Source organism: Bacillus sp. CPT56D-587-MTF (assembly GCF_058792335.1).
This window is the reverse complement of the sequence record NZ_JBYTEF010000001.1, coordinates 184306-197545: the sequence shown is the minus strand read 5'-3', so window position 1 is coordinate 197545 and position 13240 is coordinate 184306. Positions and strand designations below refer to the sequence as shown.

Annotated in this window: 10 protein-coding genes and 1 pseudogene; 7 read left to right on the top strand and 4 right to left on the bottom strand. The window is 35.5% G+C overall.

Going from position 1 to position 13240, the window contains the following annotated elements; all coding sequences use genetic code 11:
• Positions 1–5: 5 nt before the first annotated feature.
• Positions 6–2942: a formate dehydrogenase subunit alpha gene (fdhF, locus tag AC3WVZ_RS01000; protein WP_233935878.1), complete on the bottom strand. Its 2937-nt coding sequence runs from the start codon at positions 2940–2942 to the stop codon at positions 6–8.
• A 299-nt stretch (positions 2943–3241) separates the two neighbouring features.
• Between fdhF and fdhD the strand changes: the two genes are divergently transcribed.
• A complete protein-coding gene (gene fdhD, locus AC3WVZ_RS00995; RefSeq protein WP_000529234.1) occupies positions 3242–4048 on the top strand; it encodes a formate dehydrogenase accessory sulfurtransferase FdhD in 807 nt (268 codons plus the stop codon).
• Positions 4049–4168: 120 nt separating this feature from the next.
• Here fdhD and AC3WVZ_RS00990 read toward each other — a convergent pair.
• Positions 4169–5538, bottom strand: a pseudogene (locus AC3WVZ_RS00990) (IS1182-like element ISBth7 family transposase); the annotation flags it as partial.
• Positions 5539–5869: 331 nt separating this feature from the next.
• Here AC3WVZ_RS00990 and AC3WVZ_RS00985 point away from each other — a divergent pair.
• Positions 5870–6376 carry a GNAT family N-acetyltransferase gene (locus tag AC3WVZ_RS00985; protein WP_233935876.1) on the top strand — a complete coding sequence of 169 codons (507 nt, stop codon included), beginning with the start codon at positions 5870–5872 and terminating at the stop codon, positions 6374–6376.
• A 355-nt stretch (positions 6377–6731) separates the two neighbouring features.
• On the opposite strand, the gene AC3WVZ_RS00980 is transcribed toward AC3WVZ_RS00985, so the two are convergent.
• Positions 6732–6854, bottom strand: a complete 123-nt coding sequence (locus AC3WVZ_RS00980) for a hypothetical protein (RefSeq protein ID WP_001085006.1) — start codon at positions 6852–6854, stop codon at positions 6732–6734.
• Positions 6855–7184: 330 nt separating this feature from the next.
• On the opposite strand from AC3WVZ_RS00980, the gene AC3WVZ_RS00975 reads away from it, so the two are divergent.
• From AC3WVZ_RS00975 to AC3WVZ_RS00965, 3 genes are all read left to right on the top strand, one after another.
• Positions 7185–7856, top strand: coding sequence for a response regulator transcription factor (locus tag AC3WVZ_RS00975; protein WP_000238957.1), 672 nt, complete (start codon positions 7185–7187; stop codon positions 7854–7856).
• 65 nt (positions 7857–7921) lie between these two features.
• On the top strand, positions 7922–9376 hold the full coding sequence (locus AC3WVZ_RS00970) for a HAMP domain-containing sensor histidine kinase (RefSeq protein WP_000041022.1): 1455 nt from the start codon (positions 7922–7924) through the stop codon (positions 9374–9376).
• A gap of 145 nt (positions 9377–9521) precedes the next feature.
• Positions 9522–10034 (top strand): GNAT family N-acetyltransferase, encoded by a 513-nt coding sequence (locus AC3WVZ_RS00965; protein ID WP_000351212.1) that lies wholly within the window; start codon positions 9522–9524, stop codon positions 10032–10034.
• 32 nt (positions 10035–10066) lie between these two features.
• Here the strand turns inward: AC3WVZ_RS00965 and pdxR are convergent, their stop codons facing one another.
• The gene (gene pdxR, locus AC3WVZ_RS00960) at positions 10067–11467 is read right to left on the bottom strand and encodes a MocR-like pyridoxine biosynthesis transcription factor PdxR (RefSeq protein ID WP_063220126.1); all 1401 of its coding nucleotides are present in this window, start codon (positions 11465–11467) and stop codon (positions 10067–10069) included.
• A gap of 120 nt (positions 11468–11587) precedes the next feature.
• On the opposite strand from pdxR, the gene AC3WVZ_RS00955 reads away from it, so the two are divergent.
• Together AC3WVZ_RS00955 and AC3WVZ_RS00950 are read left to right on the top strand one after the other, a co-directional pair.
• Entirely contained in the window at positions 11588–12514 is a 927-nt protein-coding gene (locus AC3WVZ_RS00955) for a DMT family transporter (RefSeq protein ID WP_001059054.1), read from the top strand.
• 187 nt (positions 12515–12701) lie between these two features.
• Positions 12702–13226, top strand: coding sequence for a DUF4871 domain-containing protein (locus tag AC3WVZ_RS00950; RefSeq protein WP_000719692.1), 525 nt, complete (start codon positions 12702–12704; stop codon positions 13224–13226).
• Positions 13227–13240 lie beyond the last annotated feature (14 nt).

Sequence of the window (13240 nt, the reverse complement as noted above, 5' to 3'; positions counted from 1 at the left end):
GCCCCCTAGTCCACAAGTGATACGTATTGTTTTCTTTGCCATTTTTGCTGGATTTCAACACCGTTTTGCGGATTACGCTTTTTATCTCTCGGGTTTGAAGATGGTAACGGACGCTTCCCTTTTTCACGTAATACACGCATCTTTACCATCGTTTGTTTGTACGCTGGTGTACACGTATAAAGATCTGTCGCCGTTCCAGTTAAAATATTGATTGCCTCTTCATTTACCGTTGCATGCATCGGTAAATATAGCTCTTTCCCCGTTACACGATCTGTAACAAGTGCCTGTACTTTAATTTTCCCAAATGGTGATGCTAATTCTACAAGACCACCATCTTTCACATTGCGCTCTAGGGCAAGTTCAGGCGAGATTTCAACGAACACTTCAGATACTTTAGATAAAATACCAGCCGATTTATTCGTCATATTCCCTTCGTGGAAATGTTCTAACATACGACCATTATTTAAAAGTAAATCATACTCATCTGGCGCTACAACTGGTGGTACCCATTCATCTAATGATAGACGAGCTAGTTTATCCGGGAAGTTAAATCCGTCCACATATAATAGCGGTGTATCGCTACCATCATGGCTACCCCAACATAAACTATTCCATCCTTCTAAACGATCGTATGTTGCCTGAGAATATAAAGGTGCAAGCGATGCAATTTCATCCATGATTTCACTTGGACTTTCATAATTCCAGTCCCCGCCAAGCGCACGAGCTACTTTTTGTAAAATCCACCAGTCTGGCTTTGAATCACCAAGCGGCTTCAATACTTCATATAATCTTTGAATACGGCGCTCTGTATTCGTAAATGTTCCCTCTTTTTCTAAGCTTGGTGCTGCCGGTAAAATAACATCAGCAAAACGAGCTGTTTTCGATAAGAACATATCTTGAACAACAAGGAAATCTAAATTTGCTAAAATATGTTGTACATGGTTGGCATTCGAATCTACTAAAGCCATTTCTTCACCCATAACATACATACCACGCAGTTTTCCTTCATCTGCCGCAAGTAACATTGCAATATTATTTAAGCCTGGTGCTTTCGGAATTGTAGTACCGTATGCTTTTTCAAATTTCGCACGGAGCGCATCATCTGAAACCGCTTGGTAACCTGGAAGCCAGTTTGGTAATGTTGCCATATCACAAGCGCCTTGTACGTTATTATGTCCGCGTAATGGATATGCTCCTGCACCAGGACGACGATAGTTACCCGTAATAAGCAATAGATTTGAAATTGCTGCTGAAGTTGTACTTCCTCCAGTATTTTGCGTTACACCCATTCCCCAAAGTACACAAGTACCATCTGCTTCATATACCATACGTGCCATTTCTTTCAGATTTTCTTTCGAAATCCCCGTAATTTCTTCTGTATAATCAAGCGTATACTTTTCTACCATTTTGCTATATTCATCAAAATTCTTCACATTTTCAGCTATGAACTTTTTATCGTGCCAATCTTGATCAATAATATATTTCGTAATACCAACGAGCCATACATAATCAGTTCCTTGGCGCGGATGAATGAATAAATCCGCACGCTCTGCCATTTCATGTTTACGAAGGTCCGCCACAATTAATTTTTGGTCATGTAATTTATGAGCACGTTTTACACGCGTTGCAAGTACAGGATGTCCTTCTGTTGGATTTGCTCCAACGATAATGACAAGGCCTGCTTCCGCAATATCCTTCACTGTTCCAGCGTCCCCTCCCATACCGACAGTTTTAAATAAACCATCTGTTGCTGGAGATTGACAATAACGGGAACAGTTGTCTACATTATTCGTTCCATATATTTGACGGGCTAGTTTTTGCATAAGATAATTTTCTTCATTCGTTACTTTCGAAGAAGAAATAAACCCAAATGCATCACTTCCATATTCTGATTTAATATGCTGCATATTGGATGCAACAACTTCAAGAGCCTCTTCCCATGAAGCTTCAACAAACATATCCCCTTGGCGAATTAATGGCTTTGTAATACGATCTTCACTGTTTACAAAATCCCATCCAAATTTGCCTTTTACACATGTTGAAATACCGTTAACCGGCGCATCTGAAACAGGCTGCACTTTCAAAATGTGGCGGTCTTTCGTCCATACTTCAAATGAACAACCTACACCACAAAATGTACAAACTGTTTTTGTTTTATTCACTTTCGTCTTACGCATCGCAGCCTCTACTTCTGAAACTGCTAAAATACTACTATATCCCGGCTCTACATCCTTTACAAAATCAATCATCGGATCTAACACATCCGGTTTCAATCCTGTCATGAATCCAGCTTCACCTAACATTGATTTCTCCATCAACGCATTACATGGACATACTGTTACACATTGCCCGCAACTTACACAAGATGAGTCATTTATACTTACACCATTGTCCCATATAACACGTGGACGGTCTAAGCTCCAGTCTATCGATATAGTTTCATTCACTTGTAAGTTTTGACATACTTCTACACACTGTCCACAAGCAATACATTGATTTGGATCATATCGATAAAACGGATGTGACATATCCACTTCACACGCACTTACTTTTGGCTCATACGGATATTTCTGTTCCTCAATTCCCATCATATGTACTGTATTGTGGACTTTACAGTTACCATTATTGTTATCACAAACGGTACAATACAGTAGATGATTCTCTAATATTCGATCCATTGCCTCAGTCTGTGCCTCTTTTGCACGCTGGGACTGTCTTTCGATATGCATACCGTTCTCTAATTTCGTTGAACAAGCACGCAATAACTTTCCATTTACTTCTACAATACACGTATCACAAGTTTGAATTGGATCTACTTCTGGTACATGACAAATTTGAGGATGTTCCAAATTACTCTCGTTAAATAATTGTAGTATCGTCTTTTCACCTGATGCAGAAAATTCTTTACCATCGACGGTTACACGGACTGTCTGTTCTGCCATAGTTTCCCCTCTCCTTACAACCAACGTACAACACAATCATGAATCCGTTTTCAAAATCGCATTACTGTACATATTTTTGAAACGCTCTACCCAAATACTTTCTTATGAAGTGGATTCTAGATGTTATAAGGTATAACTACGAAAGCTTGAAAATATCACTATTCTACAGTTCTATTATATCGTACATATACAATAATAACCAAAATAATCTGTGATCTTCTTGTTAATAGGTGTTTTTATTTTTCCCATTGTTTTATGATAAATGTGGGAGAGAAATACATATAAAAGGGGAATTAAATATGGGGCCTACGCAAGAGACTTATACAATTGTACGTTATCAATCTGGTACATTTTCAAAACAACTTGACGAGATTGTTACAGAATCTCCTATTACTATTAAATTGAATGGTGAAGAATATGTAACAGTCGTATGCACACCAAATTATATTGAAGATATGGTAATTGGTTTTTTAATTTCTGAGGGGATTATTTCTTCCTATAACGATGTTGAAGAAATATGGGTTCAAAAAGATAACGGAATTGTCCATGTAAAATCATCAAAAGTGAATCCGCTCTATCAAACTTTATATAATAAACGATACATCACTTCTTGCTGCGGAAAAGGTAGACAAGGTTTTATTTTCGTAAACGACGCAGCAAAAGCAAAAGACTTACATGATATACATGTAAAAATGACTCCTGAAGAATGCTTTTACTTAATGAATACGTTACAACAATCTTCCACTACCTTTCGCCAAACCGGCGGTGTTCACAATACCGCGCTCTGTGATCGAAACAAAATTCTCCTATCAAGAATGGATATTGGCAGACATAATGCATTAGATAAAATATATGGTCATTGTTTGCGCAACGATATATCTGTTAAAGGAAAAATTATCGCATTTAGCGGACGTATTTCATCTGAAATTTTACTCAAAGTTTCAAAAATCGGATGTGAAATTGTTCTATCTAAATCTGCCCCAACAAAACTAGCATTGCAACTCGCTCACGATTTAGGCATTACAGTCGTAGGATTTATCAGAAATGAATCCTGCAATATTTACACACATCCACATCGAATTGATGGTTATCAATCGAATAACTAAAATAACTCCTCAATTGAGGAGTTATTTTCAGAGTGTTGGGAAACCCTTTAGGGTTCCCAACACTCTGGAATCTTTTTTGATTTTAGCGAATAAAAACAACATAAAATAATAGAATTTTAAAAAATAGCCCTCCACCTGACCCTTTTTGGTCAGGTGGAGGGCTATTTTTTTCATGTTTTGACAAGCTGCGGTGAGATAAGCTTGCATTTGGACAGACTTCAGCCCTCGAAACCGGGCATAGCGGTAGCCATGTAGTTCTTTGGCGTCTGCAAAGCTTCGCTCTATAGTGGAACAGCGTACTTTATACAACCTTTTCCCTGTAGCTGTTAGCTTGTTTTTTCTAGCAATATCCTTATATTTCTCCCACACATGATGAGTGATAACTTTTTGTTTTTGTTTCTTTGAAAAGCACACCTCACGTAACGGACAAACAGCGCAGTCTTCTGGATTCGATTTGTATTGACGGTATCCTTCACGATCAGTTGTTACATATTCTAGAATACATCCCATCGGACAAGCGAAAACATTCATTTCTTCTACATATTTAAATTGGCTTTTCGGTACTTCTTTATTCCGTTTTCCAAATCGGCGATACCCCATCACCATAAATATATTCCGTTCTGATAGTTTCTTACAGATATATCCTGTAAAATAGCCAGCATCAAGGGCAACAGCTTCTACTTTGAAGTCGAATTTATCAATCTGAGCTTGGAGGCGTGCTAAATACGGCTCGGAATCTGCCATATTTCCAGCCGTTACATAGGTATCTGTAATAATATTGTACTTCGCATCAGTCGTACGATGATCCAAGAAATGAAAACCATTTGGTTTTCCATCTCTCATTAAAAATCCACTATCTGGATCCGTTGTACTTATACGAGTTTTTTTGGTAGGGGTATCACTTTCCTTTCTAGGTTTTAATTCTTTTTTCCATGTACCTCACGATCTTCGATTACCGCAGCTTCTAGCTCGTCTATATAAAACTTTGCTTTTTCTTTTTTATATTTATGTACAAATTTATTTTTATTGGCATTGGCCTTAATATGTGTAGAATCTGTCATCAGTGCACGTCCTCCTACCATCCGGTGCTCCGTCGCTTGTCTCACAATCTCATCAAAAATTTCTTCGAAAATATTTGTATGAATAAAACGAGTACGACGATTCCAACTGATTGTAGAGTGATCCGGAATAGTATCCGATAGAGAAAACCCTAAAAACCAACGGTAGGCAATATTCGTTTTAATTTCCTTTTCCAATTGACGCTCAGAACGAATACCGTAAAAATATCCAATAAACATCATCTTAAATAAAACAATAGGATGAATGGACGGGCGTCCATTGTTTTCACAGTAATAAGGGCGTAACTTCTCTTCAATAAAATCAAAACTAATTGTCGCTTCAATTGCACGAAGGAAATGATCTTGTGGAACCAACTCTTCTACAGAAACAGATACACGCTCATCACGATGATTTTTTAAAGCACCCATCATAAAAAATCTCTCCTTTTCCTCTTTTTTATCAGTGTTGACACATAAAAAGAGGTTCAGACACAAAAACAGGCTGTGGAGAAGACTTTCTCCACAGCCTGAAAATAACTCCTCAATTGAGGAGTTATTTTAGTTATGAAAATGTAATATATTAAATACTTGAATAGTTAATAAAGTTAATATATAATTTCATTACATATTAAAAAACAAAACATTGTAGCATATATCTTTTCATTCTTTTACAAATTAAAAGAGACTGCTAACAAAACACATACACACTCTTATAAAAGTAATGGATTTATTTTATTTGAAATCGACCAAGGAGGTTACAACGATGGAAATTCACTTATTAACGACAGAGGACGCAGAAATATATTTAAAAGTTTGTATGGAAGGTTTAACGAAGAACCCGGAAGCTTTTAGCTCTTCCTATGAAGACGTTTTGAAACATGAGGATCCTGTAGCTGCTATGGCAAAACGATTAAGCAATCCGGATAAGTATACTCTAGGGGTCTTCAAAGATGATGATTTAATCGGCATTGCTACTTTAGAAACAAAGCCTTTTATTAAACAAGAACATAAAGCAAAAATCGGTTCCGTTTTCGTTTCCCCAAAAGCGCGTGGCCTTGGAGCAGGACGAGCTCTTATTAAAGCAATTATTGAAAATGCCGATAAATTACATGTAGAACAACTTATGCTCGATGTTGTAGTTGGTAACGCTGGTGCAAAAAAATTATATGAATCATTAGGTTTCCAGACTTACGGCGTACAAGAGCGTTCATTAAAACATAACGGTCAATATTGGGACGAGGAACATATGGTTCTGTTCTTAAATGATTAATACTTCAATATAGTTTTCCAAAAGCATCTTTTTATTAAGAAAGATGCTTTTTTCATTACAACAATGTAATCTTCATGTCACCTTTATCGATCGTACCAAACCTTTCCATTCATTATACTAAAAATATAAAGTGAAACTTTACTCAGTGGGGAACTACATCCCACGCTGATCGCATGTACTTGATATGTAGAGGAGAATGTGACATGAAACAAAACAAACGAGCTATGCTTTTAATATTTACTACAGCAATTGTAACTTCTGGATTAGCAATTTTACCTTGGTTTATTATATGAACACTCCCCCTAACAATGAAAAAAGCTGATTGCTTCTTAAGAAGCAATCAGCTTTTTTTATATTATAAAATCCCCAAAATTTTATTTACGCAACTTATAATAATAACCATAGATACGGCAACGCACATGACAACCGTATTACGATCTTGCTTTTCTTTTTTTGAAATTTCTTCTTTTGAATTCATGTGTATGATCTCCTTTTAAAAAAAGTGTGAGATAGGAAATTTTTCTTATCCGATGCGAGGTGAATACGAAAACCCTCTCTATCTCACATACACAATAGAATGGAATTGTCATTTTATAAATAAAATGACATGACGTTATGTCGCAACATAGGGTATTTTGTGTCGCTACGTTTTCTATTATAAAAAATAGTTGTGCAAAACTAGTGCATTTTTTATGTCAATTACTCTGAGCGAAAAAATCAGCCCTCCATTCAATCACATAAAAAGAGTTTTTTATTATTTTCATGTAAACTATACAAGTAGAATGAACAGTTTGGGGTGCACAAGATTATGGTAAAAATTTTATTAGTAGACGATGAAGAACGTATGTTACGATTATTAGATCTGTTCTTAAGCCCTCGCGGCTATTTTTGTATGAAAGCTACCTCTGGCCTTGAAGCACTAAAATTAATCGAACAAAAAGAATTCGATATTATTTTATTAGATGTTATGATGCCAAGTATGGATGGATGGGATACTTGCTATCAAATTCGTCAAATTTCCAACGTTCCTATCATTATGTTAACAGCTCGCAACCAAAACTACGATATGGTGAAAGGCCTCACGATGGGCGCAGATGATTATATTACAAAACCATTTGATGAGCATGTATTAGTCGCACGAATCGAGGCTATATTACGCCGTACAAAAAAAGATGGCTTTGTTAGTTTCAATGGTATTGAGTGGGATAAAACGAAACATACTGTCACAGTTTATGATGAAAAAATCTCATTAACTCCTATCGAATTTTCGTTACTCGGACTATTTTTACAAAATACAAACCGTGCTTATAGCCGAGATGATTTAATCGAAAAAATTTGGGGCTATGAAACAGATATCGAATATAGAACAATTGACTCACACATTCGTAATATCCGTGATAAACTACGCAAAAAAGGATTTCCGATTGAAGATTACCTAGAAACGGTCTATAAAGTCGGATATAAATGGAAAAGTGAATAATTACTTCGGTCAGTGGGAAATCGTATACCACTGACTCTTTATTATGAATAAGGTATGGTGAAAAAATGAGTAAACTTTCCCTTAAAATTGGGACATACTTTTTAATATTAGCTTTATGTATTGAAACAATTGCTTTCGTATCTTTTTATAAAAGCCTTTCAAAAATGCGTATTGTAGAGGAAACAGATGCTCTTTTAGAGAAAGGTAATCGCTATAGTAAAAAAATTAAAAGCCGCGAGAGACGGGATGAATATTATAAAGAAATGAAACACGCTGAACATAATAAAAATCCTAAACGTCCTGTGTACCCTGAGTTCGATATTACGAATGAGGCTGCACACTTAGTTGAATCGGAATCAATTTCTAACTCCGATATAGCTATCATTATTACTGACCATAATGGCAAAATTATTTCCACCTCAGAACCCGTAACAAAAGATATGCAAAAACAACTTACTTGTAAAACAGAAACTGTCCCAGACGGCGGATTGGTCGTTGAAAGGAACTGGAAAAAATCAAAGTTCATCACAACAGTAAGCCCACTTAACACAACAAAGTTTCAAGGAAAGCTATATATGTTATTAAAAACATCTTTCCTAGAAAATATGTTACTTAAACTCATGAACCAATTTCTTATCATTAGCGTTTTAACAATTATTTTAACAACAATTTCTGTCTTTGTTTTTTCACGCGTTATTACAGAACCACTTGTAAAAATGAAGAGAGCGACAGAAAAAATGTCAAAATTAAACAAGCCAATTCAATTAGGTATTAAACGAAATGATGAACTCGGAAGTTTAGCAAAAACAATTGAAGATTTATCGAGTGAACTTACGTATATGAAAAAAGAGCGCAATGAATTTCTCGCTAGTGTCGCTCATGAACTATTAACTCCATTGACCTATATGAAAGGTTATGCGAAGGTAGCAAAGAGAGACTCTTTAACAAAAGAGGAGCGAGAAGAATACTTACAAATTATTGAGGATGAAACGGATAGTGTAACCGATCTCGTCCAAGATTTATTTATGCTTGTACAATTAGAACAACACCAATTTGTTATAAAAAAACAAAAAGTGCTTCTTCAGCCATTTTTAGAACGAATGGTAGAAAAAACAAAAACAACATTAACAAATAAGCAAATGCAACTTCATGTATATTGCAAAGATGATTTAGAAGTTTGTATAGACGAAAGACGTATGGAACAAGTTATGTTAAATTTATTACACAACGCTTATCAACATTCGCCAGAAAACACAGCCATTACGATACGTGTACTCATGGAAACAGATTCTTTTACAATAAGTGTACAAGATGAAGGTGAAGGTATTCCTGAAGAAGATATCCCGCATATATTTGACCGTTTTTATCGTGTCGATAAATCTAGAACACGAGCTACAGGCGGAAAAGGTATCGGGCTAGCTGTTGCAAAGGAAATTGTAGAATTGCATAACGGTTCTATTCTAGTAACAAGCCAATTAGGAGCGGGAACAAACTTTATAATCGAGCTACCTTTTGAATAATATGCGTGTGAAAACACCAGTAGCAGTAAACACTACTGGTGTTATTTTGTTCATAAAAACAGCTCATATAAGCTAAGCTTTTGAAATTATTCTTATTTCAATATAAAATAAAGGTACATTTGCAAAGATTTGGAGGGTGATATAATTGGATATCCATGTATTAACAAAAGACGAAGCAGAAATTTACTTAGAACTTCGCGTAGAAGGATTAAAGCAAAACCCTGAAGCATTCAGCTCTTCTTATGAAGATATTATTAATAAAGAGTGTGCAATTGAATATAAAGCACAAAAATTAGCACAAGATGAAAACTATACGCTAGGTGCATTTAAAGATGGAAAATTAATCGGGGTTGCAACACTGGAAACGAAACCATATGTAAAACAAGAACATAAAGCTAAAATCGGTTCTGTATATGTATCTCCAAAAGCGCGCGGACTTGGAGCAGGAAAAGCACTTATTAAAGAATGTCTTGAGCTTGCTAAATCTTTAGAAGTAGAACAAGTTATGCTTGATGTTGTTGTTGGCAACGATGGAGCGAAAAAACTTTATGAATCATTAGGTTTTAAAACATTCGGTGTACAAGAACGTTCATTAAAATATAACGGACAATATTGGGACGAAGAGCATATGGTCTTATTCTTAGATGAAAATAAATAATAAAAAACATCCTCATGTTTGGAGGATGTTTTTTACTTTCTTGTAAACCATGCCGTGTGTAATAATTGAATCGCTTTCGCAATTTCTTCCTCTGATAATATCGCAAACCCAAGTAAAACTACATTTTCAGGTGCAGTATCGTCTTTATAGTACGTAGACACAGGATATATTTTGATACTATGTTTCGCAGCTTCTTGAATTAATTCTTCTTCCCGCATTCCATTATGCACTTTTAATAAAATGTGTAATCCTGAATCTTCTCCTATCACTTCAACACGATTAGAGAAATACTTCTCTATTTCAAAAACAAGTCGATCTCTCTTCTTTCGATAGACGACACGCATTTTATGAATATGTTTTTCCCAATAGCCTTCATTTAAAAATCTTCTAATCACTTCTTGGTCCATTCTTGAAACACTTTGTGTATAAAATAAATATTGCTGTTGATACTTTTTAATTAATTTCTTCGGCAACACCATATAGCTCATCCGTAGCGATGGTAATAATGCTTTAGATAGCGTCCCCATATAAATAACTTTCCCCTCTGTATCTAACCCTTGCAGCGCCGGTATAGGCTTTCCAGAATAGCGAAATTCACTATCGTAATCATCTTCAATAATATACCTGCTCTCTTCTTTCTTTGCCCATTGTAAAAGCTGCATCCTTCTCGTAATAGGCATAATCATTCCATATGGAAACTGATGGGAAGGTGTAACAAATACAACATTCGCATTGCTATTTTCTAAATCTGCAATACAAATTCCATCTCTATCTAAAGATAACATTTGGACTCTTGCTTCTCCCTGTTCAAAAACAACCATCTTTCTATGATATCCTGGGTTTTCAACTGCATAATTGCTTCCCTTTAACAATTGAAACAATAGTTTCACTAATATTTGTGTTCCCGCTCCTAATACAATTTGACTAGCTGAACAACGTACACCTCTAGATTCATACAAATAATTCGTAATCTCTTCTCTTAAGCTCGCTTCTCCTTGAGGGTGTCCTAGAAAGAGAAGTTCGTTATTATGCGGCTGCCATATTTCATTTACAATTTTCCGATACATATTGAATGGAAAAGCATTTGTATCAATTCCTGTTTGTGTAAAATCAAATTTATAACTCTTCTCCTGAAACGGTACTTCTTCTATTCTATCTCCGCTATCCTCTATATGAACCATTTGCTCAATCTTGCATACAAAATAACCTTTTCTCGCTATCGACTCAATATAACCTTCTGCCAGTAATTGTTCGTACGCTGCCTCTACTGTATTTTTACTTACTTGTAAATGTATCGCTAACTTTCGCTTAGCCGGTAATTTCGTAAAAGGGACAATCGATCCATCTTTAATTTCTTTTTTTATATACTCATACAATTGCACATACAATGCCTTTTTACTATTCATATTTAAATTAGGCGTTAATTCTAACATAATATCTGACCCCTTAATAAAACTAAAATCTGATACTTTTTACAGTACCAGAAGTTATATATAATTCCTTTTATCATGTCACACATAAAAAATCAAATACTGGAGAGGAGAAACATGATAATGAACAATGGTAGACGTATCGGACTCATTATGATTATTACAGGGGCTACATTATGGGGATTATCTGGTCCAATGATTCAGTGGCTATTTCAACATACTAATGTATCCTCAATTGATTTTTTAACAATTCGATTGTTGCTTGCAGGAATATTTATTTTGTCTTTCTTACTTATAAAGAAACAAAACATATTTCAAATTTGGAAACACCCTAGATATTCTATACAACTTATTATTTTCTCTATTCTCGGCATGCTCGGTGCGCAATACGCCTTTATCGAAACGGTTCATATTAGTAATGCAGTCACAGCAACGCTATTTCAATTTCTAGGTCCTGTTCTTATTACCATGTATGTTGCATTTGAACAAAGAAAATTCCCTGCTTCCATGCAACTATTCGCAATTATAGCCGCGCTAATAGGAACATACTTTATTATTACAAATGGCTCAATTGAAAATATTGTTTTATCCAAAGAAGCTATTATTTTTGGACTATTAACAGCAATCGGATTTGCATTTTATACCCTTCATCCGGCTTCTCTCATTAAAGAATGCGGGACAACTGTAGTAATTGGTTGGGGGATGTTAATCGGAGGAATTGCACTACTTATTTATAATCGTTCATTCGGGTGGAATCAATTTTCACAAACCCTTACACTAAAAACTTTTTCTATGCTTATTCTTATCATTATTAGTGGTACCCTTTCTTTCCTTCTATATATCGGTAGTCTTAAATATTTAGCAGCAACAGAAACAAGCATTTTATCTAGCATTGAACCCCTTGTAGCTGCCATCGTTTCAATCACTTGGCTAAATGAATCTTTTGGAACATATCAATTATTAGGCGGCGTATGTATCGTTCTGTCCGTTATTTTTTTGACGATGCCTCAAAAAGAAACCGAACCAACCTATACAACGGAACAAATATAAAATGAAACTTTAATTAGTGGGGACTATCTCCCACTAATTATTAACCTACACCAATCGGGCTTTTACGGGATAAAAATGTCAAAAGAGGTCGTACAAAACTTACGACCTCTTTTTATACTTTAAAGGAATTGTCCCGCCTTCTAGCAAATACAATTACACTAACAATAAAAACTAGGAGTGTGGCACCATGAAAAAAATCGGAACTATGCTACTTCTCTCCTTCCTCATCACTGGATGCACACAAACGCAACCGGATTCAAAAGAACAAAAAAAAGACGTAATAGCAACGTCATCCACTCAAGTGAACGCACCTTCCTTCTTTCACCTTAGTGTTTTAAAAGATGTAAATTGGGAAGAAACACCTTCTTTCGTAGAAGGAAAAATGCCTTTAAAAGGCATCGAAGGTAAAGTCGCAATGGCTGATAGTCCTATTATCGCAAATGAACAAAATGAAATAATGTGGCACTTTCTAGATTCTGAAATACCAACTGGAAAATTGTCTATTATTGCGCTAAAACAAGGATCTGTAACTCCGACACAAGTACTCTTTCAAAAAGAAACTTCCAAACAAACTTGGACTACTTCAAATACAATCGATTCTACTACAAACGAACTCCCTCTCACTATGTCACTACCTTCATCTGGATTATGGTTATTAAATATATATGTGAATGAAAAATATTATGATCAGTTTGTAATCACTGCTGAGTAAAGTGACAAAAATAA

Bases quoted from the DNA above. Each gene is read 5' to 3' on its own strand.
- fdhF (WP_233935878.1), bottom strand. From the start codon at position 2,942: ATGGCAGAACAGACAGTCCGTGTAACCGTCGATGGTAAAGAATTTTCT.
- fdhD (WP_000529234.1), top strand. From the start codon at position 3,242: ATGGGGCCTACGCAAGAGACTTATACAATTGTACGTTATCAATCTGGT.
- AC3WVZ_RS00985 (WP_233935876.1), top strand. From the start codon at position 5,870: ATGGAAATTCACTTATTAACGACAGAGGACGCAGAAATATATTTAAAA.
- AC3WVZ_RS00980 (WP_001085006.1), bottom strand. From the start codon at position 6,854: ATGAATTCAAAAGAAGAAATTTCAAAAAAAGAAAAGCAAGATCGTAAT.
- AC3WVZ_RS00975 (WP_000238957.1), top strand. From the start codon at position 7,185: ATGGTAAAAATTTTATTAGTAGACGATGAAGAACGTATGTTACGATTA.
- AC3WVZ_RS00970 (WP_000041022.1), top strand. From the start codon at position 7,922: ATGAGTAAACTTTCCCTTAAAATTGGGACATACTTTTTAATATTAGCT.
- pdxR (WP_063220126.1), bottom strand. From the start codon at position 11,467: ATGTTAGAATTAACGCCTAATTTAAATATGAATAGTAAAAAGGCATTG.
- AC3WVZ_RS00955 (WP_001059054.1), top strand. From the start codon at position 11,588: ATGAACAATGGTAGACGTATCGGACTCATTATGATTATTACAGGGGCT.
- AC3WVZ_RS00950 (WP_000719692.1), top strand. From the start codon at position 12,702: ATGAAAAAAATCGGAACTATGCTACTTCTCTCCTTCCTCATCACTGGA.